The sequence below is a fragment of the Anaerostipes butyraticus genome, from assembly GCF_016586355.1.
Lineage (GTDB): Bacteria > Bacillota > Clostridia > Lachnospirales > Lachnospiraceae > Anaerostipes > Anaerostipes butyraticus.
This window is the reverse complement of sequence record NZ_BLYI01000067.1, coordinates 1-26,164: the sequence shown is the minus strand read 5'-3', so window position 1 is coordinate 26,164 and position 26,164 is coordinate 1. Positions and strand designations below refer to the sequence as shown.

Genomic DNA, 26,164 nt, shown 5'->3' with positions numbered 1-26,164 from the left:
TGCTTCAAAAAACTGGTCGCCGAGAATTACATAAAAAAACAACTATATTTAGGATTTGTTTACGGTTACTTGCAGTTTTCCCGGTCAAATCAGTTTTTTACCTTTATTGAATCCCTAAGATACAATATCCTTCTTCCAATCCTCGGAATCCTTCCAATACATAAACAACTTCTTTTTCAAGTTCCCGACCCGTTGGACTCCCATCCATCATTTCCCGCAGCTCCAGGATGTCACCTATCATGTAATTCCTGTCATTCTTCCGCAGTTCAAATGTCTTGGTCCCGTCTGCTATCGCATCAAAGAACATTTTCGCTATCTTAAGCTTATGTCTCCTGCCCACTTCTTCGATTTCCGGTGCTTCTACCCGTTTTGTATCTGGTATCTCCACCCTTTGATCATCCGGAAGGTACTCTGGAAAATCTTTTTCCAGTTCTGTCTGGCCTGGTATCTGTTCTTCCTGTTGCGATGTCGCAACCGGCATAGGTTCTTCTTTTGCGGGCTTTTTTTCTTTTTCCTGCGGCGGTTCTGTTTCTTCTTCCTGGCTCCCATAAGCCGCTTCCCATGGATCCTCAGCATTCAAATCGAACGTTTCGCTGTATTCCACCAACATTTCATTCCATGACAGTTCCTGGACTCCGGATGTTCCCATGGTCCTCACTGTGATCTTGTCCTCTTCAAATTTGATTGCCAAAATACCTTTCTTCATCAGCCGGTATCCTTCCGGGATAACTGTTGCCTTTACATCATCGATACACTTTGCTTTTGCGATCTCCTGCAGCTCTTCCCTTCGTCTGGGCGATTCATATTCTTTTAACAGCACTTCCTGAAGCTTCGTTGGTTCTGCACTCTCATCTTTTTCCATATGCTTCAATTCCCTGATCTCTTTGATGCTCGTTTTATCCGTTACTAGCACATAGTCCTCTGGATCCATGGTCAGCATCTCTGATAACCGGCTCTTTCCCAGTCCAATAAATTCCGGCCGCAGTTCCATGCTATTCCCACCTACACTGTACCGGTCATTGATGGCCATAAACCGGCTGGCCGGGCTTTTGGTCAGTCCCAGCTCCTTTTCAGCAAATTCAAAGATGTTTTCATATCCATCCTGACGGTACGCTTCTGAATCCCGTATCTGCTTTAACCGGTATCCGATCGCTACAAAACTCTCTGCCAGATGATTCAATCTTCTCCTCAAATCTTCCTTGATATCCATATATTCCTGTATCGTGATCTGGTGATATTCTTCTACTCTTACTTCTCCCATTTACGCCGCCTTCCTTATCTTCCTCAAGATTGTATTTTCAAAACCTTTTACAAATTTCTTTACGGATTCCGGTACCGGATTCCCATTGTTATTATTGTAGGCTCCCCGGTACTGGATTACTTCTGCTCCTCGTATCTCCATGGTGTAGAACGGAATTTCCTCTTCCCCGATCTGCCGGATGAACACGATATCTGTCTCTCCTTTGATCACTTTATCTATATACGTCCCGACACAATGATGTAATCTCTTTCCTTCTTCTGTGATATCCTGTAATGTTTCTGGTACCACAATCGTATAATTTTTGGTCTTGTATTTATATTTCAGGAACTCCGGCCGTCTTTCCTGCCATTTCTGTTCCTTTGCCCGGCTCTCTTTGATCTCTATCTCTTCTATCAAATCGCGGTGCCTCTTTTGCAGTTTCCCTGGAAAGAGCACTGCTTTTTCCTTCATGTTGTACCCTGCTCTTTCTGCCATCCGAAGATAATCCAGCCATGTTCCGGCATCATTTCCTTTCATCAGATATGTGCAGATTTTCCGGATCGTTGTGTATTGTTTCAATTCCGCCAGGCGGTATGTTGCAAGTTCCATCGCATAAATCTCTTCCAGACTCAATTTGTTGTCCGGATCCTGTCGCATGATACTTATCCCCTTTTTCCCGATGTCGTTATCCCTTGCCATCTTCATCTGCTCTCTTGTGATCCCCAGGACTTCCTGTAGTTTCTTTCCTTCTTTCAGGAATCTTTCATATGAGTCCAGTTCTCTTGCCAGTCTCTTCATTCCTGCCTTGATTACCTTCTCAATCTGTGGCTGGTAAGCATATGCACGTAAAATCTTTTCCCATTTCTCTTTCGGATTTCTCCAATCCGCTACAACATCTATCCCGCTGTACTGGATCGTACTTCCTTTGATCGCCTGCTTTAACCCGCCTTTATAGATCCTTGCCGTTCCGTGCGGATAGTTCCCCGTTCCATAAGCGCCTGCATCGCTCCAGCAACTGCCTCGTCCTCTTTCTTCTTCATACAGGACATAATCATCTTCAATGAACCAAATATAGGCATCGCCTACTCTCAGTTCTTCTCTTTCTCCTGCTTTTGATATCTTTTGCACTGCGCTCTCGATCGCCGCTACTCCATATTTTGTTTTCCGGAATCGGACAAACCGCATTTTATCGACCTCTTTCTGCTGCCTTCCGGCAGACTTAAAGATGATCTTCTTCCTGCAGCAAGGACATGTCCCTCTCTGATTGTGCCGGATCGGATGTTCTCTCCTGTCATATACGGCTTCTCCTCCACAATGGCAACATATTGCCCTACTCTCCTTCTTTTCCGTTCGGTAAAATACATATGCAGGCATCTGGTTTTCTATCCATTGTCTCATTTTCCCCGACATGGGCCGGATTTCTTTTATATGTTCCATGACCTTTTTTCTCCGTCTTGCCCACGCCCTGTCCCACTTTCTTTTATTTACTTCTTCCTGCATCGTCACTATCTTGCCTTTTAGATCACTTTTCCTTTCCCACTCTGGCCATTCTTCCATGTCATCAAAAAATTTATCGACTACGTCCTGCTCTTCCTGTACCAGATCCGTTTCGAGCCGGAATGGATCACTGCTCCAATATCCTATCATTCTTTGGTTCCAGCCTTCTCCTTCCACGTAGTTAGCAAATTCTGTACCTCGGATGCACACCCTGGCATTCTGCTTCCTGGCAATGGTCTTTCCATCTATCACCAGGCAGTCTCCCAGGATATGTACTTTCTTCTCTCCGAATGGGATAGCTTCGATCTGTTTCTTTTTCACTTCTTATTCCTTCCTTCGTAATAATCTTTTGCAATTTTAAATACGACTCTCGGCGGCAGATATACGCATGTTTTCCCGTTTCTGCGTCGCTCGGCTTCCTTCCTGGCCAAATCCATAGCTTTTTGCAGGTGTTTTCCTTTTTTTCGGATCTTCCTTGCAAAATTCTCATCCTTCTCAGCCTGAACTTTTAGATAGTCCGCAATGCCTTCTGCCAGGTCCTTTTCCTTCGCTTCTTTTATCTCCATATCCAGCTTCCCGACTGCTGCCATCAGATCATCCGTCACGAAATCAATCTCTCCATTCCAGAACATCTCTGTGATTTCTTCATCCAGTCCGTTTTCCTGGCATAATTTCTCCAATTGTTCCTTTTCTCCTTCTTCTTTCAGGCTCCTGGCTACGGCATTGATCTCTCCAGCAGTTTCCATTTCTCCGAATACATCAAACATTCGCCTCTCTCCTTCCTGCAAAATCGCATAAATGCTGCTTTTGCGAGCTTACCAGTACAAATTTCCACCCATGATCTCCCGGATCGCATCCTCCGGTTCATACTTTCCTGCATAATTTTTCGCCTGCAAAAGCCTCCGATGCAGTTTCTCTGCGCTTTTGCGGTTCATCGGACAGCACAGATGCACGATCTCTTCTGCTGTCTTCCGGCCGCGTCCAAATTCCATAAAAAGCGTATCTCTGAGGCTCCTCTTTAACAGCAGGTCCGTCTTGCGACATTTATGTGGTCCTCTGTCTCCGTGGTGAAATCCTAACGGCAATTCAATAATGTTGTAATAAAAGTCACATCCTCCCTGGCTCCGGAAGATGATATGATGTTTTTCCAACCTTCCCATACATTCTTCCGTTGTAAATCCTCCCAGAGCATCTTCTAATTCGTACAGCTGCATAATTTTTCCTCTAACTCCTTTCTACATTCGTATCGTTCCATCTGATCTGTGTCTGCGGTTACCTTGTTGGTCTGCGTAAAGATATAAATCTGCTTCCAGAGATCTTCATTGGCAATCTCTTTTCCAGCTGCAGTCTTCCACTCATGCTGCGCATAGACTTTTGTTCCCTTCAACATGCGCGCAAAGTAGTCCGAATCCGCATGGATTCTTATTTCATAAGCTTCGTTTAACTTGATTCGACGCATTGCCATGACGGCTGCCTGGATCGTGATCCGGTTCCTGGTCGTTTCCAGATCAAATCCATCTATTTCCAGTGTGTACGGTGTCCCGTTGCTCCGGATAAATTCCAGCACAGCTTTATAGACTGCCGGTCCTCTTCCTCTGCTGTGCGTCAATGTGTATATGTAGATATCTATTTTCTTCATAAGCCCTCCTTATCCATCTTTAATCCTGACCTGAATGTACTCCATAAATGGGTACCCTGTCTGTGTGAATCCTTTTCTTACGCCTGCATTTTCCCTATCATGACGCTTGTCGATATAGTATCCCTTTTTTGCTCTGGCATCTGCACGAAAGAAATCCCTCTCCCATACTACTTCTTTGATTATGATTGGCCGTGTCATGTTCCTCGATGGGAGAATATGTCTTCCCTCCATACTTCTCCATCTTTTTCCTGCCCTTCTCTTTTACCAGGTAAGAAGCAAGTTCTCCATACTGGCCTGTCCCATCTAATAGTTTTATGTGGATATATCCACGATCCCAGCATCTTTTCAACAATTTTGTGTCTATGCTCTTTAAGACCATGTGGATATGGGCAGCTCCCCTGTCTCCTGTCTCCAATACATAGACATATTTAAATACTTTATCTGCTTTTTTATGCTCTCTTCGCAGGTCTGCTATCAGTTTATCTTTCATTTTTACCAGTTCTTTATAGGTATCTGGTCTTTCATTTTTCCGGATTGAGAAGGTTACAAACATATCTCCTTCTTCAAAATTACAGTTCAGCAACCATCTTAATCGTTCTACCTGATGTCGGATATTTACGTTCTCCTGGGCCTCCTTTGTCTGTTCCTTCCTCTTGATCCGTCTTTCTTTCGGCTTATGCATCCTGCTGTAATACTTCTTTGTCTCTATCGTTTTCCCAGCTATTACAGTCCGCTGATAAAATGGCATATCTCTTTACTCCTTAATCTCTTTGTATTTCTAAACTTAATACTTTTAACAAGGCTGAAAGGCGGCTTTTTGCCGCCATTTTCTTGCCTTTTTAGGAGGAATTTGATATACTGAAGATGTTTAATGATTGATGAATTAAGAACCTTGCTTTTTCTGGCGGGTTCTTTTTTCATGCTCACATTTCAGATGTTCAAATTCTTCCGGTTCTCCAATGTCCTCATATTTTCCAAGCTTGTCCACAATATCTCCCAGTGCGCAATTGTTATCCACACGGATCAGAGAAGCTCGGTATGTATAGGATCCATGGTTCCTCATTGTCAATCGCATACTTTCTCCCATTCGTTGTAGATTACAAGCGGTTGCATCTCAAAGTTATCCATCATCACTCTCCGCGTTTCTTTCATTAATTGCAGGTCTTTTATCTCCATGCTTCCCTGCATTTCCTGTACCGTTACCAGCATAGCTGCAGCTAAGATCGGCATTTCCAGTTCATTGCACGGATATACAAAATTCGTCACATTGTTCAGTACTTCTCCCAATAACTCATTTCTTGCCGCTATTCTTTCTTCTTTACTCCCCTTCATTTCTGCAACCTGCTTAATTTCTTCTGTAAAGCTTTTCCTATCTGCCATCTTCTTTCTCCTTTCTTAAAATCGCTAAAGTTTCGTTGTAAGCCATCACGGCTCCTTCTTTATAAGCAATCTCGCGCTCTGGTTCTTCCAGATACGCTTTTTCTAATCTACGCATCTCGGCATCCCGTTTGTATCTTACTTTCTGCTCCTGCATTCTCATTGTGTCTTTTAATTGATCTACCTTTTCTTTCATCATGACGATTCCTGGAACAATAAAGCAAAGTACTAAAGCTAATGGAACATCTGCAAAGTACGCCAGCATTGTGCCGATCATGACTAAAATACTTCCTTCAATCATTGCTTGTCCTTCCTGCCCGGTTTATCGGGCTTTTTCTTTCGCTCCTATTGCTCTTATCACTGCCAGAGTCATCTGCCGTTTCAGCTCCGGCGTCAATTCCTTTACTTCTTTCCCGTTTACAAACCTCTTGATCTTATAACCTTCCATACAATTACCTCCCTTACATCGTATTTCCGGAAGTTTGTCCGCTATGAATTAAAAGCCTGCATCGCCCCTCTTTTTCTTCTTCTATTTCAGTAAGCTATCCAGGTTAAAGATTCCGGAACTTCCATCCGTCACCTTTGGAAGTTTTGACATTTATTGTATAGGGTGTAGATTTTTCTTCTTTTCATTTCCTAAGAAAGGAGGAATGTTGAAGGTGCGTTACTTACAGCGACCTTTTTCAATTTGTCATGATGCTTTGTGCAATCGTGGCATTATTAAACAGTCGTAAATAGGCTGTTTGTTCTGATCTACACCCTTACATATCCTGCCGGATCCCTGCCAGGGACCGGCAGTTTCTTTGCTACATATGTTTGCTTTTTATTCTCTTTCTTCGTATACTTTAAATACAGGCACTGCCATGCCGAGTATTGAAAGAAAGGAGGCTATTTGTTATTGAAATTAAACATCGATTGTGTGCGCGATATTTTAATATCTGCTGAAGAAGTTATTACATTCGAAAAAAGTTTCTATTACGAAAAAGACACTCCCTCATCTTTATCTGATAAATATTCTCACGACGAGATCATTTATCATATTCTTCAAGCAAGAGATTCCGGATTAATAACTACTAGCAGTTTTTACGATTCTGGCCGCAGTGTTTATATCACCGATTTAACTCCAAAAGGCCATGAATTTCTCGCTAATATCAGGACCGAAACCGTATGGAATAAACTTAAAAGTAAAGGGGCCGCATCACTTCCTATTCTTTTTGAACTGGCTAAAGATTTGGCTCTCTCGCATTTCCAAAGTTTACTATGATCTTTAATTCAAGTTCGGCTGTGCCCTCTGGCATAGTCGATTCCTTTTTTAATTTGTAATATTCAATTCCTTTTAGAAGTTTCTTTTCCAAATATAATTGATCATCTACTATTTCTAATCTCAGCCATTTTTGCTCTTCCATCCGCTTTTCCTTCCTTCTATTACCAAGTTAGAGAACTTAAGGTAAATACTACACATACAAATAGCGCCCACACCGGATACCAGCCATTGTTTTCCGGTGCTACTTTTCGCATTATTGCAATCATGATTGCTCCAACAATCCACATTCCTATTACTATCAATGTTTTCATCCGTTCTCCTTCCTGCTGCCTTTAAACAATATTTGCATTTCAATCTCTGTTATTGTCTAATTTGTTAAACACTCAATCTAAAAAAATATCACTTACCTTTTTCCCTAGTGCAGTTGCAATTTTTGACAAAGTCTCTGTTGTTGTAACGGTAATTGTCCCGCTCTCTAAACCAGAAATTATTGTCCTTGACACTCCTGCCTTTTTAGACAGCTCTACTTGTGACATTTTTTCCTTTTCTCTAATCTCTTTGATTCTATAATTCAAGGTTTGTCCCTCCTTTCGTTTAATTTGTTTGACACAAATAGTTTAACTTGTTAGACACACTTTGTCAATACTTTTGTTCAAAATGTTTGACATGTGTAACCCCACCATTGTATAATATACTAAACAAAGGTGGTGAAAAAAAATGACTTTAGGAGATATTATTAAAGAATATAGAACTTCTCATAAAATAAGCATGGGAACTTTTTCTGATATGAGTGGTATAAGTAAAGCGTACATTTCTCTTTTAGAAAAGAATAAGCATCCTAAAACAGGAAAACCAATTTCTCCTTCTATTCAATGCATTAAGCAAGCCGCAGATGCGATGGGTATTGATTTCAATACATTATTTGAGCGAATAGACGGTACTGTATCATTGACTCCGAATAAAGAAGAAAGCAAACCTCCTGCTAAAAAGGGAGCTTTAATCAATATATATGGCCGTGTTGCCGCTGGTATCCCATTAGAGATGATAGAAGATGTTATAGACACGGAAGAGATTCCGGAAGATATGGCCAAAACCGGCAGCTTTTTCGGTTTACAGATTCACGGAGACAGCATGGAACCTAAGATTTCCGACGGTGATATTGTTATTGTCCGACAACAGGATGACGCGGAAACCGGTGATACTGTTATAGCGACTGTAAATGGAACAGATGCAACATGCAAAAGACTAAGAAAATACAGGGATGGAATTGAACTCATTTCTACAAATCCCAGTTATGAGCCTATGTTCTTTTCCAATCAGGAGATAAAGTCAAAACCCGTTCGGATTATCGGGCGTGTTGTGGAACTAAGGGCAAAATTTTAATATTAGAGAGGTATATAACATGAAAAAGATTCGTAACAAAGGAAATAGTCTAATCGACTTTCCATCAGATTGCACTATAATCGACATCGAAACCACCGGACTTGATCCTGCATTTGATTCTATTATCGAAGTTGGCGCCATTAAAGTTAAAGATGGAAAACCTGAGTCTTCATTTTCTTCATTAATCAAGCCGGCACCTCAGCCTCTTTATGATGACTGTATTGAGGATTTTAATTCTGATTTTTTAATTGACAATAATGGTCAAAAGTACTATTTCGTTGATCCTTTTATTACTGATTTGACCGGAATAACAAATAAAATGCTTTCTTCTGCTCCGGATATTTCTATTGTTTTACAAGATTTTTATAATTTTATTGGTAACGATATTTTAATTGGACATAATATTCATTTTGACATAAATTTTTTATATGATAATTTCGCCAAATATTTAAATTTTGAACTTTCAAACGATTTTGTAGATACTTTAAGATTGTCAAGAAATTTGCATAAATCGCTTAAGCATCACAGACTTTCTGATATGGTTGATTTTTACAATATAGAAGTAGAGTCCGTCCACCGTTCGCTTTCAGATTGTCAGGCCACGTATGATCTCTTCATAAAACTTCAAAATGCTGCTATAGATCAGTTCGGAAGTGTTGATAATTTTATTGCAGATTTCAAGCAGAAGAAACATACTTACATTGACCTTAGTTCTATTACGCCTGTTTCTGACGAAATTGACGAGTCTGGCTTCTTTTACCAAAAAGTATGTTGTTTCACCGGTAAATTAGAAAAAATGACTCGAAAAGAAGCTATGCAGCTTGTTGTGAATGCCGGAGGTATAATCGCTAATTCTGTTACCAAGAAAACAAATTATTTGATTTTAGGTAACAACGACTACTGCCCAACAATTAAGGACGGAAAAAGCTCAAAACAAAAGAAAGCAGAAAAATTGAAACTTTCAGGTCAAGACATAGAGATATTGTCTGAAAATGTATTTTACGATTTGATAAATGAAATTTAAAAACTGCCTGGCGGCAACCGGGCGGCACTGAGAATTGTTGTAATAATAAAATTTCTATGGTATTATACTAGTACAGAGAAAACCGTACTGATTACGGTTGAAAGGCACTCATGTATTTTTTATAATACTTGGGTGTCTTTTAATTTATAAACAAAAAACCGCCTGGCGGCAACCAGGCGGCACTGAGAAAACTTACTACCATGCAGCCAGCATGATATACTTTCCTCTACACAAGTTTAAGTATATCATTTCTTGGTTGCACCTGGCAAGAGGTGTATTTTTTGTACCCTTTTTTCATATTTTTTACAAAGGTAAGGTGATATACATGAAAACAGCTGCTGCTTACATTCGCGTCAGTACACATATGCAGGAAGAATTGTCCCCAGACGCTCAGAGGCGTCTCCTCCTGGAATATGCAAAGAAAAACCATATGATACTGCCCAAAGAATTTATTTTTGTTGATAAGGGCATCTCCGGCAAAAAAGCGGCCAAACGGCCGGCCTTTATGGAGATGATCTCCCTCGCCAAGCAAAAACCTGCTCCTTTTGAAGTAATCCTTGTCTGGAAATTCTCCCGGTTTGCCAGAAACCAAGAGGAGTCTATCGTGTACAAATCTATGCTTCGGAATAAATGCGGTATTGAAGTGATCAGCATAACTGAAAATATTGGCGGCGACATCTATGGCGGCCTAATCGAGCGGATTATCGAATGGATGGATGAGTTTTATTCCATCCGCCTGGCAGAGGATGTTACCAGAGGAATGACAGAAAATGCTCTGCGGGGCAATTTCCAGGCCTCTCCTGCTCTCGGATACAAAGTAGAGCAAAAGGGGAAACCTCCGGTCATCGTCCCAGACCAGGCAGAGATTGTCAAATTGATCTTTGACAAATACACAGGCTCTACAATGGGCTTTTATGAGATTGCCCGATATCTTAATAGCCTTGGACTTAAAACGCGAACTGGCGGCGAATTTGAAGCCCGTGGCGTGCGGTACATTATCCAGAATCCCATCTACAAAGGATATCTGCGTTGGAATCGTTCTGATGCAAATTCCAAAAAGTTAAAAGATAAAAGCGAATGGATCATCCGGAAAGGCAATTTTGAAGCCATCATCCCAGAAGAAGCCTGGAATCTGGCCAACGAACGACTGGAAAGAGAATACCATCCCCGGGGCGGCGTGGCCATTTCCATGAGACGCCACTGGCTGTCCGGTCTCGTAAAATGTTCCGCCTGCGGCGCCACTCTGTCCACCTCTGTGCAAAAAGATTCCAGATATGGCCGGACTTATATCAATTTCCAGTGCTACCGGTATCTGAAAGGGAAATGTTCCAGTAACCACCGGATCAGCGAGAAGAAACTCGTGCCTCTGATCTTAAATGCCCTGCAGGAAGATATGGGAAAGTCTTACATAGAATACGAATATGCACCTGCTACCTCTCTGTCCAGCGACACATGTCTCTATGAGGAGCAGATGCAGAAATTGGAACTGAAAGAGAAACGTATCAAAGAGGCCTATCTTGACGGCGTGGATACTCTGGAAGAGTATAAAGAGAATAAAAAACTTTTAGAGAAGGAACGTGCTGCACTGGAAGAAAAATTAAAATCCCGGCCGGCAGAACCGGAACCGGTCAACATGCCAGGCCGGATCCGGGGCGTTTATGATATCGTTTCCAGTGAAAAATACAGCACAGAAGAAAAACATGCCGCCATCACGTCTGTTGTCAGCAAAATTGTCTTTGACCGGGAAAATAAAGAAATCTCTATCCACTACTATGCCTGAAAATGGCTTAAATACGTGGTTTTTTGGTACTTATAAACAATTGCGAAAAGGTCATCCATTCCGGACAGCTGACCCGTTTCCCATCGCAGTATTGTGTCAGAATCGGCTGCTTTACATTTGGTCTTGAAAGATAATTTGAAAAAATTTCATCTACAATCGTATTGATCGAATCATAAGTGGTTTTTCCGGGAATCCACTTATGATCGTACGCTGTAGAAGAAGTGATCGTAAAATCATGGCCTTTGTTTCTGTACCATTCCGTATATACCCGGTTCATCGTAAATGACATGATCGCCAGAATATTGGCTTCCAGCGTTGATCTTGGCCACGTGGAATAAATCTCACAGGCTGCTACATTTTTAATATAATCTTTGTATCTGACATAATGATCTGTTGCCGTCTTATCTCCCACCGGACCATCATGAACTACAATATACTCCGGAATTACCACACGGCTTAATACAATCTCTCCCGTTTCATTTACCGGTTTAATTTCAGCTTCAGCAATTTTAGGAGGATAATCTCCCCACAAGGTATGCGGACCGATCACAAAATTATCCAGATTATCATCGGACACTTCCAATGGCTGCATCCGGACATTCTGTATTCCCCGGACTCCGGAAAGAATCTGCGCTCCGGATACGGTAACCGGCTCATACCCCGGGGCACTGATTTTTACCGTATATTCCGCGTACGGCTGATTTTCCCCCGGCGACATGCTGTATTCTACCGGAGGCGCTGCAAGTTCAATATCCTCCGTCTGTCCGTCTTCATTGGTTTCTATCTTTTCAATTACGGATTCAGGATCTCCGGTATAAGAAATCTCCACAGACGCATCGGAAATCGGTCTGGCTCCGGTATTGGAATTTACCTGAACCATCAGCTGTCCCTTATCAATCTGTTCCCTTCTGTCTTGTTCCGGCATATGCCACCTTCCAAAAGTCTTTTACTCTAATATATGTTTTTTCCCGGAAAACGGTTCTTCTAAGGAAGAATCCTCTTTCAAAATTTTCAACATACTTTTCAGCGAGACATTTCCCTGAAAGTATTTATCATCCATTTCAAAAAGAACTGCCTCAAGTCCTTCCATCATAATTCCTGCCAAAATCTCATCTGTATATAAGCATAAAAGAGAAAGAACGCAGGAATTCATAGAAAATCCTGCGTTCTTTTATTCTCTGTTTTATTTTCAAAATCTTAGTCGATCTTTACAATCCATCCACGGGTATCTTTTACTTTACCAAGCTGGATACCTGTTACTTCGTCATACAGTCTCTGGCTTAATTCACCAATTCCGCCATCCTGTACCTGCATGATCTCATCACCCATACGTAATTTTCCGACAGGTGAAATAACGGCTGCTGTTCCGGTTCCCCATACTTCTTCCAGTGTTCCGTTCTTCCATGCTTCTTCAATCTCTGCAATATCGATACGTTTCTCAATTACATCATATCCCCATTCTTTGCAGATCTGGATAACAGAATCTCTTGTAATTCCAGGAAGGATGCTGCCGTTGAGCATTGGTGTTACAACTTTTCCATCAATCTTAAAGAAAATATTCATCGCTCCTACTTCTTCAATGTATTTTCTATATACACCATCCAGCCAGAGTACCTGAGAATATCCTTCGTCATGAGCCTTAACCTGTGATAAAATACTTGCTGCGTAGTTGCCTCCGGTCTTCGCTTCACCGATTCCTCCTCTGACAGCTCTTACATAGTCATCTTCAATCCAGATACCGACCGGATCCAGTCCTTCCGGATAATATGGTCCTACCGGTGATAAGATAATAATAAATTTATAATATGCAGATGTACGTAATCCTAAGAATGGATCTGTACCAATGATAAACGGACGAATATATAAAGAATGATCTGGTTCATTCGGAATCCAGTCTTTATCAAGTTCTACCAGTTCTTCAATCGCCTGTACGAAATCTTCTTCCGGAATCTCTGGAATACACAATCTGTCGGAAGAACGGTTGGAACGTTTTGCGTTCATATCCGGACGGAACAGATTGACTCCCCCGTCAACTGCGTTATATGCTTTTAATCCTTCGAAAACACCCTGTCCATAATGGAAAATCGTTGCAGCCGGAGGTAATGTAATATCTCCATATGGGACAATTCTAGGATCATACCATCCTTTTCCCTCTGCATAATCCATGATGAACATATGATCTGTAAAGATAGTTCCAAATAATAATGGATCATCTTTTGCAGGTTTCGCTTTTGGAGTTTCCGTCTTTGTTACTTTGATGTCTAACATCCTCATCTCTTCCTTCCTGTTTGTATTTTGTTGAATATATTATGAAACTTTTTTTTTCGGATGTCAATTGTTGTTTACAATTTTTCGTATTTTGTAAAACGGTACTCGATATCGAAATACGTTTCTTCTTCTCCTTCTTCCGTCAGCTTCCACTCCTCCATCTCATCCAGATTCGGGAAATAAGTGTCCGCGTCGTAGGCATAATCCGTCCTTGTAACATAAGCCGTACTGCAGTATGGAAGGAGCATACGGTAAATGCTCTCCCCTCCTATGACAAAGATATCTTCCTGCGGATATTTTTTTAATTCTTCCAGCAGTTCTTCTTTGCTGTGGACAATCACAGCGCCCTTCACATCGTAATCTTTGTTTTTCGTCATAACAATATTGGTCCGTTTCACCAGAGGCAGTCCGTTTGGAAAGCTTTCCAGAGTTTTCCTGCCCATAACAACTACTTTACCGATCGTTGTATTTCGAAACATCTTCATATCATTCGGAATATGGACAAGCAGTTCATTATTCTTGCCAATTCCCCAGTTCTTATCTGCATTTACAATTAGATTCATAATATCCTCCTATATGGCGATTGGTATATCTTTGATCTGCTCACCGGCCTGATAATCTTCTACCTTAAAATCATCCAGCGTAAATTCATAAAAATCTTTCACGTCCGGATTCATCCAGAATTTCGGTGCCGGATACGTCTTCCTCTGGATCATTTCCTGAATAATCGGAATATGGCGGTCATAAATATGCGCATCTGCTATGACATGCACCAGTTCTCCCGGCTCCATATCACATACCTGCGCCATCATATATACCAGAACAGAATACTGCACTACATTCCAGTTATTTGCTGCCAGAATATCCTGGGACCTCTGATTCAAAATCGCGTTCAGAGTTAATTTATCATGTCCGGGTTTCTGGGTTACATTAAATGTCATGCTGTAAGCGCATGGATACAGATTCATTTCATGAAGATCCTGATGGACATAAATATTCGTCATAATCCTGCGGCTGAACGGATGATTCTTCAGATCATAAATCACCCGGTCCACCTGATCCATCATACCTTCCGGATACTGATGCTTCACCCTCATCTGGTATCCATAAGCTTTTCCAATAGAGCCATTCTCATCTGCCCACTCATCCCAGATACTGCTCTTCAGATCTTTCACATTATTAGATTTTCGCTGCCAGATCCAAAGGAGTTCATCAATGGCTGATTTTACATAAGTCTTCCTGAGAGTCAGCGCCGGAAATTCCTTTGACAGATCATATCGGTTCACGACTCCGAATTGTTTGATCGTATAAGCCGGCGTTCCATCCGCCCAGTGAGGTCTGACCTTTTCTCCTTCCGTACTTGTTCCATGATCCAGAATATCTTTGCACATGTCAATAAACAATTGATCTGCGTAACTCATTCTATTATTTCTCCTTTTCTTTTTCTTCTGCTTCACTGTTTATCGTCAGCATCTCAATCCTTCGCCGGAAGAAATTGATCTTACGGTCAAAAATACCAAGACGATACAGATTAATCACAAACATACCTAATATAAGGGCAAGCAGCATACCGCCTAATCCTCCGATCTTCCATCCGACATAAATCAGGAAAATCGTCGTCAGGGCTGAGATTCCCATACTGTCTCCCATCATCTTCGGCTGAAGCACCTGTTTCAGGATCAGACAGACTGCGTATACGATCAGCAGGATTACCGCTCTCTTAATATCTCCTGTCACAATACAGAATAGTGCCCATGGAATGATTACCGTACCGGTTCCAAGAATCGGAAAAATATCCACAATTCCAATCAAAACCGCAAACAAAAACGCGTAGCTGATGCTGGCAATCTTAAATCCGATCCACAAAATCGCAATGATAATAAACATGATCTTAATCTGCGCCAGACAGTAGCTTCCAAGGACGCCCAAAGTATTATGCAGAAAAATATTGATTTTGTGCTTTACAACCTTCGGCACTGACCTGTGATACCACCGTATGATCTTTTCCCTGTCAATCAAAAACATATAAGAAGAAAAGAACATAACGACCACACCGATCAATCCATTGGTCATGCCTTTTGCCATGCTTCCTGCATGAGATACCCCGTAATTTCCTATGCCTGACACAATTCCTGCAATTCCGCTGCCGATGGACTGAAGAATGTTATCCAGCTGACTCTGCACTGCCGGCGGCAGAATTTCCAGAATATATTCTATCTTCTGCCGGAAAAAATCAAACTGCACAATAAAGTCCTTCTGAAAGTCCGGAAATCCCTGGATAAACTGAATGACCTGCATTGTCACTCCCCGTACAAAGAAATACAGCAGCGCGATAATCGCTGTCACGACCGCCACGATCAAAATGACCGAACCGAACTTTTTCGGCAGCTTTATCTTCTTTTCCAGATATTCGATCACCGGATGAGCAATCATTGCAATGATCCATCCTGCGACAAAAGGCCATAAAAATCCCAGACATCTTGGCACGACAAATACCAGAAGCACCGCTCCCGCGGCGATTACCAGCAATTCCATAATCATATCCAGATAAATTTCCCAACGTTTCATATGCATCTATCACTCCTTGCCTTCTTATCCCGCTTATTATAACGTATCATGACATACCCGTCCACCCTGGATGATCTGCAATACGGATCCTGTCTGACCTGCGGTCATAATAATAAACATGATCTGACAGAATCTCTTCAGGGTTTACAATTGTCTGATTGGTTTCCTTTACCATATACGATAATTCCCTGACATTTTCCACATCCTCTTCTCTCAGCAGAATCACCTCGTGAATGCTGCTCGGAAGAATATAAAGATTCTGTTCCATCCTGGACGCAAAATCGTACAGCACCTCCTGATAGATCATTGCCGATGCTCCGTTCATATAATCACTGTTAGATAAAACAAAAACCGGTATGCCGCTTTCCTCCACCTGAACAGGAATCACACTCTCGATCTTCTTGAGTACAGGAGGAAATATCTTTTCGGTATTGCGTCTGGCATCTTTCTTTATCTGCTCTTCATCAACGCCCCACATCAGAAGATCTCTCTTACGCACAAGCGCGCTTGCCATCCCGTCTGCATTCCGATATGCCATCCACCGGTAAGTCACCGCAAGATCCTCCATCTGATCAAATGGACACATCTTCAGCATCTCCCGGTTCTTTCCATAATGGACCAGCCGGTAAAACAGCCGGTCTTTGATGTAACCATAATCCGTCATCTTTTGTTCATCCAGGTCAAAACCAAGACTGCATTCCTCATAGGCAGTCCCAATTCCACACATGATCTCCGACAGATCCCATCCTTTGGCATATTCCTGATAATATGGCTCCAGGTACAAAACCGGCTGCAGATGCTCCCCTTCTCTTCCAATCGACAATGCTGCGATCATTACCTGATTGTTTCTGCAGATTTTCTGTACTCTGGCTTCTTTCCCTTCCGCATCCCTGACATATTCCAGGATATGCTGTCTCACATAATCATAAAATTCTCTCTCACTTAACATGATGTTCTCCTTTCCCTCCAGGACGAAAAACCCATGTCATACCCGCTGGCCTTGCCAGTTCCTTCACGCTTTTTCATTTGTAAATATTTTCCATTTTCATTGTACTGGAATCTCTCTGCTTTTTCAAGTCTTTTATACTAATTTATAAAATTGTCATATTCTGCGCGGCGCCCGGCCTGACCAGACAAAATTTTACAGTCAACTGAAAAAAGGAAATTTTCCTGCGAAAATTTCCCTTTCATTATGCATAAACTTATTTTTCTTTGAAATACTCCCGGAAAAAATCGAGCAAAGCTTCCATTTCTTCCTTTGTACCAATCGTAATCCTCAGATAATCATTGATCCTTGGCTGATCAAAATATCTGACATAAATCTTTTTTTCTTTGGCAGCTTCAAATAATTCTTCTGCCGCAAACTTTTCGTGAGAAGCAAACAGGAAATTTGCCTTAGAATCCGGGAAAGTAAATCCTAATCCCTTCATTTCCTCTTTGAACCATTCTCTTGTATCTATGATCTTCTTTCTCGTCTCCTGAAAATATTCTTCATCTTCCAGAACCGCTGCCCCCATAAGAATCGACGGCTCATTCATCGTATAAGAATTATAAGAATATTTCACATCATTCATGGCACGGATCAGATCTTTATTTCCCATGGCATATCCAATACGAAGTCCCGCCATGGAACGTGACTTGGAATACGTCTGCACCACCAGCAGATTCTCATATTTCCTGGTCAGTTCCAGCGCAGAAGTCCCCCCAAAATCAATATAAGCCTCATCTACAATTACAACAACATCCTGATTTCCCTTAAGAATCTCTTCCACTTCATCCAAAGGCATCAGAATTCCTGTCGGAGCGTTCGGATTCGGAAATACAACACCTCCATTTTCTCCGGCATAATCTTTTATTCTGATCTTAAATTCCTGATCCAGTGCTTTCTTTTCATACGGAATTTCAAAAAGTTCTGCCCAGACCGGATAAAATGAATATGTAATGTCCGGGAAGAAAACCGGCTTGTCACTGTTAAAAAAGGTCATAAATGCAATCGCCAGCACATCATCGGACCCAACTCCTACAAAAACTTCCTCTTTGGAAAGTCCATGATAAGAAGCGATGGCTTCCGTCAGCTTCACTGCCGCCGGATCCGGATATTTTCTCAGATTTTTAATCTGAGACACTGCCTCCATGGCCTTCGGAGACGGCGGATATGGATTTTCATTGGTATTTAATTTAATGACCCCTTCTTCCTTCGGCTGCTCGCCGGGAGTATAAGGCTCAACTTTTCGTACATTATCTCTCCAACTGCTCATAACATTCTCCCGTTTATTTATATTCATCCCTGAGTTTTTTAAACAGCGGCAGGGCCTGCTCGATTCTCTCGGTCGGCACACAATAAGAAACCCTTACATATCCAGGGCATCCGAAACTGTCTCCCGGCACGATCAGAAGGTCATATTTCTTCGCGCGCTCACAGAAAGCATTGGCATCTTCTTCCAGCGCTTTCGGGAACAGATAAAAGGCTCCGCCCGGTTCCACGCACTCATATCCCATATCAATGAGCGCATTGTAGAACAAATCCTTATTCTTCTGATAAATGGAAATGTCAGATGTGAGATCCACACATTCCCCGATGACTTTCTGGTAAAGGCTCGGAACGCTGACATAAGAAAGCAGCCTTCCCGCCGCAATAAAGCACGGAATCAGATTTTCGAAGTCTTCCGCCTCGGTCGGCGCAACAATATATCCCACACGCTCTCCCGGAAGAGACAGGGATTTACTGAAAGAATATCCCACCAGTGTATTTTTATAATATTTCGGCACATGCGGCACTTCAAACCCATCATAAACAATCTCGCGGTATGGCTCATCTGTAATAATATAAATGCTGTGCCCGTATTCTTTCTGTTTTGCTTCCAGCAAATCCGCCAGTTTCTGGATCGTTTCCTCAGAATACACAACTCCTGTCGGATTGTTCGGAGAATTGATCAGAACCGCTTTTGTATGCTCATTGACTGCTTCTTCCAGCTTTTCAAAATTAATCTGGAAATCAGATGTGTCTGCCAGAACCGTTACCAGTTTACAGCCGGCTCCCTGAGCATATGCCTGATACTCTGGAAAATACGGCGCGATCGTAATAATCTCATCCTCCGGGCCGTCCACCAGCGTCCGGAAACAGATTCCAAGGGCTGCTGCTGCTCCAATGGTCATGAAAATATTATTCTCTGTATAATGCGTTCCAAACCGGCGGTTTAAAGAATCCGCAACTGCTTTACGGACTTCTGTGATTCCCGCATTGCTTGTATAACCGTGAATTTCCACAGGATCTAAGGTCTGCAGATACCGGATCGCCGTCTCATCGACTTCTTTCGGCGCCGGAACGCTTGGATTGCCGATGCTGAAATCAAATACATTTTCCGGACCTACTTCCTTCGCACGCTGCATTCCAAATTCAAAAATATCACGGATCACAGAGTGCTGTTTTGATAATTCTAATACTTCTTTTGATAACATCTTTTTTCTCCTTTTCTCACTTTATTGTAAAACAAAGCAAGTATCCAGGCAAGCCTTCCTCCCAATTTACTCATCTAAGGCTTTTCTTAAGCTGTGTGTAAATTCATAAACATGCTTCGGACTCTCTGTGCCATGCTGGCTGATCAGCTTCACAATGGCACTTCCAACGATCACGCCGTCACAGTACTGACTCATTGTCTTTGCCTGTTCCGGACCGGATATTCCAAATCCCACCGCGCATGGGATCTCTGAATTCTTTTTGATCACATCAAAGAAAGAATCAAAATCCGTTGTAAATTCGCTTCTTGTTCCTGTCACTCCGATAGAAGAGACGCAGTAAAGAAAGCCCTCCGCATCGCCTGCGATCATAGAAATACGGTCATGGGATGTCGGCGTCACAAGGCTGATATTATCTACTCTATGGGCTGTCGCCTCTCCCTGAATCTCATCCTTTTCTTCATACGGCATATCCGGCACAATGACGCCGTCGATTCCGCACTCATTGCAAAGATCAAAAAATTTCTTTGTTCCGAAACGGTAAATACTGTTTAAGTACATCATCATAACAAACGGAGTTTCTTTAATCTCTTCTCTTAATTCCTTCACCATCTGAAAGATTCCTTTCAGAGTCGTCCCCTGGGAAAGGGAATGCTGGCTGGCTTCCTGGATGACGATTCCTTCCGCAATCGGATCAGAAAAAGGAACCCCGATTTCAATAATGTCCGCTCCGGCTCTTACCATTTCACGAATGTTTTCTTTTGTTGTCTCATATCCGTAATCTCCGGAAACAATATAAGTCACCAGCGCCTTCTGGCCGCTGTTTTTTCTTTTTTCAAATGTCTCTCTAATTCTCATCTAATTCCACTCCTCTGTATCTTGCTACCTGGTATACATCTTTGTCTCCACGTCCGGACAGACAGATAACCATCGTCTCGTCCTGGCTCATTTTCGGAGCAATCTCCATGGCTGCGGCCACCGCGTGAGATGACTCAATGGCAGGAATAATTCCCTCCAGCCTGGACAGATACTCAAACGCCCTGACTGCCTGTTCATCCGTGATACTTACATATTCGGCCCTTCCGATTTCACGAAGATACGCGTGTTCCGGTCCTACACCCGGGTAATCCAGCCCTGCAGAAATTGAATATACGGGATTGATCTGACCTTCTTCATTCTGAAGGAAATAGCTCTTCATTCCATGGAAAATTCCTTTGGTTCCTTTTGCCATCGTTGCAGCATGCTGATCTGTATCTACCCCTTTTCCGGCTGCCTCTGCCCCTACCAGACGGACAGATTCTTCTTTGATAAAATCATAAAAAGCGCCCATGGCGTTGGATCCGCCGCCGACACAGGCAACCACACAGTCCGGAAGTTTTCCTTCTTTTTCCTGCATCTGCTTTCTTGTCTCTTCTCCTATAATCTTCTGGAAATCCCTTACCATAGCCGGATAAGGATGCGGTCCCATAACAGATCCGATACAGTAAAATGTGGTTTCGATGTTTGTTGCCCAGTCTCTCATAGCCTCATTAATGGCGTCCTTTAAGATTCTGGTTCCGCTTTCCACCGCTACTACTTTTGCTCCCAGAAGCTCCATGCGGTAGGCATTTAAGCTCTGACGCTCCACGTCTTCCGCTCCCATGTATACCACACATTCCATATCAAACAAAGCAGCCGCTGTCGCTGTTGCCACGCCATGCTGTCCGGCTCCGGTTTCCGCAATGATCCTTTTCTTGCCCATTCTCTTTGCCAGGAGCACCTGTCCCAGAACATTATTAATCTTATGGGCGCCTGTGTGGTTCAGATCTTCTCTTTTGAGATAAATCTTTGCTCCTCCCAGGTCCTTCGTCATCTTCTCCGCATAATAAAGAAGAGACGGACGGTTGGCATACTCTCTATAATAATAATGAAGTTCCTTCAAAAAATCCGGATCATTTTTATATTTTTCATAAGCTTCATTAAGCTCATTGACTGCGTTCATAACAATTTCCGGCACATACTGTCCGCCGTACTCTCCAAATCTTCCTGTTTTACCCATTGTTTCCTCCTGCTATCTCCATGATTTTCTTCATTTTCTCCAAATCCTTATATCCATCGGTTTCAATTCCGCTGGAAATATCAATCCCTTCCGGATGAATCTCATCTAAAATATCCTTCAGATTCTCCGGATTCAGTCCGCCGGCCAGAAAATACGGCTTCGTAATCTCTGCCTCTTTCAGAATATCCAGACGGATGGTTCTGCCGGTTCCTCCATAGGCTTCTTTTGAAAAACTGTCCAGCAGAATCCGGTCAGCCGGCAGCATCTGCACTTTCTGAATATCTTCCGCTGATTTCACCCTGGCTGCCTTCCAGATTTCTTTATCACAAAGACTTCTTAACTTCCGGATATCTTCTTCTGTCTCATCCCCATGAAGCTGAAGCGCATCCAGCGGAACCCGTGCGGCAGTTTCTGCCATCTTCTCCGGCGTCTCATTGACAAATACCCCCACACAGCGGATTTCTTTCCTCAAATCCTTCCGAAATCTGACTGCCTCTTCCACAGACACTTGTCTCGGGCTGTCTGCAAAGACAAATCCGACATAATCCGGGCAGACTTCATCGGCATATGCAGCGTCTTCCTCCCTGCGGATTCCGCACATTTTAACGATCATAAACTGCTCCTTAATTCTTTCATCATTTCCTGAATGTTATCAGCTCTCATAAATGCTTCGCCAATCAGGGCTCCGTCCGCTCCCTGTTTCCTTACATTCAGCAGATCTTCTTTGGTCATCATTCCACTTTCAGAAACCAGAACCGCCTCGTAAGAGATTTTCGGCGCAAGCTTTGATGTGGTGTTCAGATCGACCTCGAAAGTTTTCAGATTACGGTTGTTAATCCCTATGATATCACACTTGCAGGCGGTTGTCTGTTTCAATTCCTCTTCATTATGAACTTCCGCCAGACAGTCCAGCCCAAGACTCTTTGCCAGTTCGTAAAATTCCTTCATTTTCTCCTCTGAAAGAATGGCTGCGATCAGCAGAACCGCATCTGCTCCCAGGACTTTCGCCTCATAAATCTGATATGGATCAATGATGAAATCTTTCCTCAGCATCGGGAGATCCACTTTGGCACGAATATCTGCGAAATATTTGCTGCCGCCCTTGAAATAATGTTCTTCTGTCAGGCAGGAAATGGCGGCTGCGCCGGCTTCCTCATAGGCAAGAGCCGTTTCCACCGGCCGGAACTCTTCCGCGATCACTCCCCTGGACGGAGACGCTTTTTTTACTTCCGCAATGATGGATAACCCATCCTTCTGCAGGGCTTCCTTAAATCCATAATTCTTGTTTTTTGAATTTAAGGCCATTTCTTTCATATCCTCCAGAGGGAAATTATCCATTTCTCTCTGAAGCTGTTCTTTTCTTTTTTCTACAATCTCATCTAAAATCATTTTTTACTCCTAACAAGCATTGGTGTACTGAATAAATTCATCTAATTTCTCTAAAGCCTTCCCTGATTCGATTGCCTGTCTGGCAATCTCGACTCCTTCTTTTATCGTTGCCGCTTTTCCTATGGTATAAAGAGCGGCCCCTGCATTTAAAAGAACGATGTCCCTCTTTGCTCCCTGTTCTTTTCCTTCCAGGATATCTCTGGTGATCACAGCATTTTCATCTGCTGTTCCGCCAACAATATCGTCCTTAGAATATAAAGACAATCCCAATTCTTCTGGATCTATTTTATATTTTGTAATCTTGCCGTCTTTGATTTCACAGACACTGGATGTGGAAGAAATAGACAGCTCATCCAAACGGTCATCTCCGAATACGATCAGCGCATGTTTGACTCCAAGATTTTTTAATACTTCTGCCATCGGTTCCAGCAATTCTTCTTCATAGACTCCCAAAACAATATAATTAGTCATGGCCGGATTGGCCAGCGGTCCTAAAATGTTAAATACAGAACGGACTCCAAGCTGGGCCCGAACCGGACCGGCATATTTCATAGAGCCATGATGAGTCTGAGCAAACAGGAATGCCACTCCGATATCTTCCAGACACTGTCTGCCTTCTTCCGGTGACAATCCGATCTTAGCTCCCAGGGATTCCAGAACATCGGCTGCGCCGCTCTTGGAGGAAACACTCCGGTTTCCGTGTTTTGCGACCTTGGCGCCTGCTGCCGCGATAACGAAAGAAGATGTGGTGGAAATATTAAAACTGTTTGCCAGGTCTCCTCCGGTTCCTACAATATCAATGGCTTCTGTCTCCTCCGGAACAACCGCTGCCTTCGCACGCATCACCTTCGCAAAACCTGTGATTTCTTCCGGCGTCTCCCCATTCATGCGAAGCCCGGTCAGAAAGCTGGCAATCTGGGCTTCCGTTGCATTTCCTGACATGATACAGTCCATTGCTTTATAAGATTCCTCTGTGGTCAGGTGGTTTCCTTCTACAATCTTTGCTAAGAATGGTTTTAATGTCTCCTGATTCATCGTTGTCATATCGATTTCCTTCTTTCTGTTCTCAATGTCAATTCCTGCCACATCAGTTAAAAAGTTTTCTAATATTCTCATTCCCATTTCCGTCAGAATAGACTCCGGATGAAACTGAATGCCATACACGGGCATCTCTTTGTGTTTCAGCGCCATAATCTGTCCTGCCTCATCGGTTCCGAGAACCTCCAGACAGTCCGGCACGCTTTCCGCATCCACCACAAGGGAATGGTATCTTGCCGCATAAATTTCCTCTTCCAGTCCGTCAAACAGAGGATCTGTATTCTTAATAAAGATTTTGCTCATCTTTCCGTGCATCAGTTCCTCTGCCGGTATGACTTTTCCGCCGAACACTTCCCCGATGGCCTGATGTCCAAGACAAATGCCAAGAATCGGCACTCTGCCGGAGAACTGCCGGATCACTTCGTTTGTGATTCCCGCGGTTTCAGGATATCCCGGCCCCGGAGAAATGATAATCGACTCCGGCGCCATGGTTTCTATTTCTTCTATTGTAATCTCATCGTTTCTCGCTACATCAATATGGGGATGAAGCTCTCCCACATACTGGTATACGTTATAGGTAAAAGAATCATAATTATCAATCAATAAAATCATAACTGAGCCGCCTCCTTGATCGCATCAATCACTGTCTGTGCTTTGTTTCTGGTTTCTTCATACTCTCTCTTCGGCACAGAATCCGCTACGATTCCGGCTCCCGCCTGTACGTATCCTTTTCCGTCTTTAAATACTACGGTCCGAATAGCGATACAGGTATCGATTCTGCCGTCAAATGCCAGATAGCCGACGGTTCCTCCATAAACGCCCCGTTTCTTCTCTTCCAGCTCATCGATGATCTCCATGGCTCTTACTTTCGGCGCTCCGGACAATGTTCCTGCCGGAAGCACACTGAAGAGAGCATCCATCGGCGTCTTATCTTTCCGTAATTTCCCCTGAACATCACTGACCAGATGGGTGACTTTGGAATACTTTTCTACTGTCATGAAGTTTTTAACTTCCACCGTGCCAAATTCACTGACTTTTCCCACATCATTTCTTCCAAGATCCACCAGCATAGTGTGTTCCGCACGTTCCTTCGGGTCATGCTCCAGCTGCCTTACCAGCATATCATCTTCTTCTCTGGTGGCTCCTCTCGGCACGGTTCCTGCGATCGGCTTGGTGGTCACAATCTGATTCTGCACACTGACCAGTTTCTCCGGTGACGCTCCGACTACCTGATAATCTACGAAATCGAAGAAATACAGATACGGCGATGGATTGCTGGTTCTCAGACATCGGTACACATCAAACGGATCCGCATCGCTTTCCACTTCGAATCTCTGGGAAAGAACCACCTGGAAAATATCACCTTTCGTAATATATTCTTTGGCTTTCTTTACGCTTTCTTCGTACCCTTCTTTTGTGAGATTAGAAGTTACCTTCGGCTTTTCTGCCAGGAAACGGTCTCTCTGAATTGCCACCGGACGCTCCATCTTGCGAAGGATCAGCTCCGCCCGGTCTTCCAGTTCTTCATAAATGTCTTCCACCGGGTCTCCCTGATGGATATTCTGGATGATGATGACCTTGTTGGATAAATGATCGTATGCAATCAGCTGATCATACATACACAAGTGGCAGTCCGGCATCTGAAGATCATCCTCCGGCACATTCTTCAGACTCTTTTCAATATAACGGATCATATCATAACCGAAATATCCGATCAGACCTCCTGTCAGATTCGGCATTCCCGGAATGACCGGAGCTTTGTGTTCCCTGGCAATTTCCATCAGGAACTGTGCCGGATTCTCAATCTCCTGTTTCTGTCCATCGATATCTGCTTCTTTTCCCTGTATCCTGATTTCTGATTTTGGATTGATTCCGATAAAGGAATATCTTCCCCATTGATCCTTATTTTCCACACTTTCCAGCATAAAGCAGGAAGTCCCTTTTTTCCTGAGAGCCCGGAACATACGAATCGGCGTCATATAGTCCGCCAGTACTTCATAAAATACCGGTACACTCTTGTACTCTTTCAGTAATTCTCTCACTTCGTCCAATGATGGATATAACATCTTAAGCCTCCTTACAATCGGTCGCCGGCGGCTTTCCGCTGCAAGCTCTGCGGCGCAGGTTCTATCCCTTTAACGCTGCAAGCCTCGCACCTCACGACTTCGTCGTTCGTTCGCGGCTGGCGCCGCAGGTTCTATCC

At 43.0% G+C, this 26,164-nt stretch carries 30 protein-coding genes and 1 pseudogene; 4 read left to right on the top strand and 27 right to left on the bottom strand.

All coding sequences use genetic code 11. The features are described 5' to 3' along the window. Positions 1-103: 103 nt before the first annotated feature. The 10 genes from JMF81_RS14720 to JMF81_RS16560 all read right to left on the bottom strand — a co-directional run bounded on the left by JMF81_RS14720 (position 104) and on the right by JMF81_RS16560 (position 6,201). Complete coding sequence (locus JMF81_RS14720) at positions 104-1,261, bottom strand: ASCH/PUA domain-containing protein (RefSeq protein ID WP_201312188.1); 1,158 nt, start codon at positions 1,259-1,261, stop codon at positions 104-106. Further along, on the bottom strand, positions 1,262-3,058 hold the full coding sequence (locus tag JMF81_RS14715) for a PcfJ domain-containing protein (RefSeq protein ID WP_201312187.1): 1,797 nt from the start codon (positions 3,056-3,058) through the stop codon (positions 1,262-1,264). Next, on the bottom strand, positions 3,055-3,504 hold the full coding sequence (locus tag JMF81_RS14710; RefSeq protein ID WP_201312186.1) for a Cas9 inhibitor AcrIIA9 family protein: 450 nt from the start codon (positions 3,502-3,504) through the stop codon (positions 3,055-3,057). Before JMF81_RS14710 ends, JMF81_RS14715 begins: the two co-directional genes overlap by 4 nt. Before the next feature lie 48 nt (positions 3,505-3,552). After that, complete coding sequence (locus JMF81_RS14705) at positions 3,553-3,951, bottom strand: hypothetical protein (protein ID WP_201312185.1); 399 nt, start codon at positions 3,949-3,951, stop codon at positions 3,553-3,555. Next, entirely contained in the window at positions 3,933-4,376 is a 444-nt protein-coding gene (locus JMF81_RS14700) for an RNase H family protein (protein ID WP_201312184.1), read from the bottom strand. Before JMF81_RS14700 ends, JMF81_RS14705 begins: the two co-directional genes overlap by 19 nt. Positions 4,377-4,473: 97 nt before the next feature. Next, entirely contained in the window at positions 4,474-5,124 is a 651-nt protein-coding gene (locus JMF81_RS14695; protein WP_243282696.1) for a rolling circle replication-associated protein, read from the bottom strand. Between the two features lie 135 nt (positions 5,125-5,259). Continuing rightward, positions 5,260-5,451, bottom strand: coding sequence for a hypothetical protein (locus JMF81_RS14690; protein WP_201312213.1), 192 nt, complete (start codon positions 5,449-5,451; stop codon positions 5,260-5,262). Beyond that, positions 5,442-5,756: a hypothetical protein gene (locus JMF81_RS14685; protein WP_201312183.1), complete on the bottom strand. Its 315-nt coding sequence runs from the start codon at positions 5,754-5,756 to the stop codon at positions 5,442-5,444. Before JMF81_RS14685 ends, JMF81_RS14690 begins: the two co-directional genes overlap by 10 nt. Then, a complete protein-coding gene (locus tag JMF81_RS14680) occupies positions 5,746-6,054 on the bottom strand; it encodes a hypothetical protein (protein WP_201312182.1) in 309 nt (102 codons plus the stop codon). The genes JMF81_RS14685 and JMF81_RS14680 overlap by 11 nt, the downstream gene beginning before the upstream one ends. A gap of 21 nt (positions 6,055-6,075) precedes the next feature. Further along, positions 6,076-6,201, bottom strand: coding sequence for a hypothetical protein (locus JMF81_RS16560; protein ID WP_279323898.1), 126 nt, complete (start codon positions 6,199-6,201; stop codon positions 6,076-6,078). A 444-nt stretch (positions 6,202-6,645) separates the two neighbouring features. Here JMF81_RS16560 and JMF81_RS14675 point away from each other — a divergent pair, with 444 nt between their 5' ends. Next, the gene (locus JMF81_RS14675; RefSeq protein WP_201312181.1) at positions 6,646-7,017 is read left to right on the top strand and encodes a DUF2513 domain-containing protein; all 372 of its coding nucleotides are present in this window, start codon (positions 6,646-6,648) and stop codon (positions 7,015-7,017) included. Here the strand turns inward: JMF81_RS14675 and JMF81_RS14670 are convergent. From JMF81_RS14670 to JMF81_RS14660, 3 genes are all read right to left on the bottom strand, one after another. Beyond that, positions 6,977-7,159 carry a hypothetical protein gene (locus tag JMF81_RS14670; RefSeq protein WP_201312180.1) on the bottom strand — a complete coding sequence of 61 codons (183 nt, stop codon included), beginning with the start codon at positions 7,157-7,159 and terminating at the stop codon, positions 6,977-6,979. The genes JMF81_RS14675 and JMF81_RS14670 overlap by 41 nt on opposite strands. Before the next feature lie 19 nt (positions 7,160-7,178). Further along, positions 7,179-7,328 carry a hypothetical protein gene (locus tag JMF81_RS14665; protein WP_201312179.1) on the bottom strand — a complete coding sequence of 50 codons (150 nt, stop codon included), beginning with the start codon at positions 7,326-7,328 and terminating at the stop codon, positions 7,179-7,181. A 72-nt stretch (positions 7,329-7,400) separates the two neighbouring features. Further along, positions 7,401-7,592, bottom strand: coding sequence for a helix-turn-helix transcriptional regulator (locus JMF81_RS14660; RefSeq protein WP_201312178.1), 192 nt, complete (start codon positions 7,590-7,592; stop codon positions 7,401-7,403). A gap of 142 nt (positions 7,593-7,734) precedes the next feature. Between JMF81_RS14660 and JMF81_RS14655 the strand changes: the two genes are divergently transcribed. From JMF81_RS14655 to JMF81_RS14645, 3 genes are all read left to right on the top strand, one after another. Continuing rightward, positions 7,735-8,400 carry a LexA family protein gene (locus JMF81_RS14655; protein ID WP_201312177.1) on the top strand — a complete coding sequence of 222 codons (666 nt, stop codon included), beginning with the start codon at positions 7,735-7,737 and terminating at the stop codon, positions 8,398-8,400. A gap of 19 nt (positions 8,401-8,419) precedes the next feature. Further along, on the top strand, positions 8,420-9,424 hold the full coding sequence (locus tag JMF81_RS14650; protein ID WP_201312176.1) for an exonuclease domain-containing protein: 1,005 nt from the start codon (positions 8,420-8,422) through the stop codon (positions 9,422-9,424). Positions 9,425-9,749: 325 nt separating this feature from the next. Beyond that, complete coding sequence (locus JMF81_RS14645; protein ID WP_201312175.1) at positions 9,750-11,204, top strand: recombinase family protein; 1,455 nt, start codon at positions 9,750-9,752, stop codon at positions 11,202-11,204. A gap of 49 nt (positions 11,205-11,253) precedes the next feature. Here JMF81_RS14645 and JMF81_RS14640 read toward each other — a convergent pair. The 14 genes and pseudogenes from JMF81_RS14640 to trpE all read right to left on the bottom strand — a co-directional run. Continuing rightward, positions 11,254-12,129: pseudogene (locus tag JMF81_RS14640) on the bottom strand (carboxypeptidase-like regulatory domain-containing protein); the annotation flags it as partial. 272 nt (positions 12,130-12,401) lie between these two features. Continuing rightward, the gene (locus JMF81_RS14635) at positions 12,402-13,472 is read right to left on the bottom strand and encodes a branched-chain amino acid aminotransferase (RefSeq protein ID WP_201312208.1); all 1,071 of its coding nucleotides are present in this window, start codon (positions 13,470-13,472) and stop codon (positions 12,402-12,404) included. A 74-nt stretch (positions 13,473-13,546) separates the two neighbouring features. Continuing rightward, a complete protein-coding gene (locus tag JMF81_RS14630; protein WP_201312173.1) occupies positions 13,547-14,035 on the bottom strand; it encodes a dihydrofolate reductase in 489 nt (162 codons plus the stop codon). A gap of 9 nt (positions 14,036-14,044) precedes the next feature. Then, positions 14,045-14,893, bottom strand: a complete 849-nt coding sequence (gene thyA / locus JMF81_RS14625) for a thymidylate synthase (RefSeq protein ID WP_201312172.1) — start codon at positions 14,891-14,893, stop codon at positions 14,045-14,047. Between the two features lie 4 nt (positions 14,894-14,897). Continuing rightward, entirely contained in the window at positions 14,898-16,040 is a 1,143-nt protein-coding gene (locus JMF81_RS14620; RefSeq protein WP_201312171.1) for an AI-2E family transporter, read from the bottom strand. Positions 16,041-16,086: 46 nt separating this feature from the next. After that, entirely contained in the window at positions 16,087-16,989 is a 903-nt protein-coding gene (locus tag JMF81_RS14615; protein WP_243282695.1) for a DUF5688 family protein, read from the bottom strand. Positions 16,990-17,242: 253 nt separating this feature from the next. Continuing rightward, a complete protein-coding gene (gene hisC, locus JMF81_RS14610) occupies positions 17,243-18,298 on the bottom strand; it encodes a histidinol-phosphate transaminase (protein ID WP_201312170.1) in 1,056 nt (351 codons plus the stop codon). Positions 18,299-18,311: 13 nt separating this feature from the next. Beyond that, a complete protein-coding gene (locus JMF81_RS14605; RefSeq protein ID WP_201312169.1) occupies positions 18,312-19,499 on the bottom strand; it encodes a pyridoxal phosphate-dependent aminotransferase in 1,188 nt (395 codons plus the stop codon). A 66-nt stretch (positions 19,500-19,565) separates the two neighbouring features. Further along, entirely contained in the window at positions 19,566-20,354 is a 789-nt protein-coding gene (gene trpA / locus JMF81_RS14600; RefSeq protein WP_201312168.1) for a tryptophan synthase subunit alpha, read from the bottom strand. Then, a complete protein-coding gene (gene trpB, locus JMF81_RS14595; protein WP_201312167.1) occupies positions 20,344-21,534 on the bottom strand; it encodes a tryptophan synthase subunit beta in 1,191 nt (396 codons plus the stop codon). The genes trpA and trpB overlap by 11 nt, the downstream gene beginning before the upstream one ends. After that, positions 21,527-22,147 (bottom strand): phosphoribosylanthranilate isomerase, encoded by a 621-nt coding sequence (locus tag JMF81_RS14590; RefSeq protein WP_201312166.1) that lies wholly within the window; start codon positions 22,145-22,147, stop codon positions 21,527-21,529. The genes trpB and JMF81_RS14590 overlap by 8 nt, the downstream gene beginning before the upstream one ends. Next, positions 22,144-22,923, bottom strand: coding sequence for an indole-3-glycerol phosphate synthase TrpC (gene trpC / locus JMF81_RS14585; RefSeq protein WP_201312165.1), 780 nt, complete (start codon positions 22,921-22,923; stop codon positions 22,144-22,146). Before trpC ends, JMF81_RS14590 begins: the two co-directional genes overlap by 4 nt. A 9-nt stretch (positions 22,924-22,932) precedes the next feature. Then, positions 22,933-24,573 (bottom strand): bifunctional anthranilate synthase component II/anthranilate phosphoribosyltransferase, encoded by a 1,641-nt coding sequence (locus JMF81_RS14580; RefSeq protein WP_201312164.1) that lies wholly within the window; start codon positions 24,571-24,573, stop codon positions 22,933-22,935. Next, positions 24,570-26,027: an anthranilate synthase component I gene (gene trpE / locus JMF81_RS14575; protein WP_201312163.1), complete on the bottom strand. Its 1,458-nt coding sequence runs from the start codon at positions 26,025-26,027 to the stop codon at positions 24,570-24,572. The genes JMF81_RS14580 and trpE overlap by 4 nt, the downstream gene beginning before the upstream one ends. Positions 26,028-26,164 lie beyond the last annotated feature (137 nt).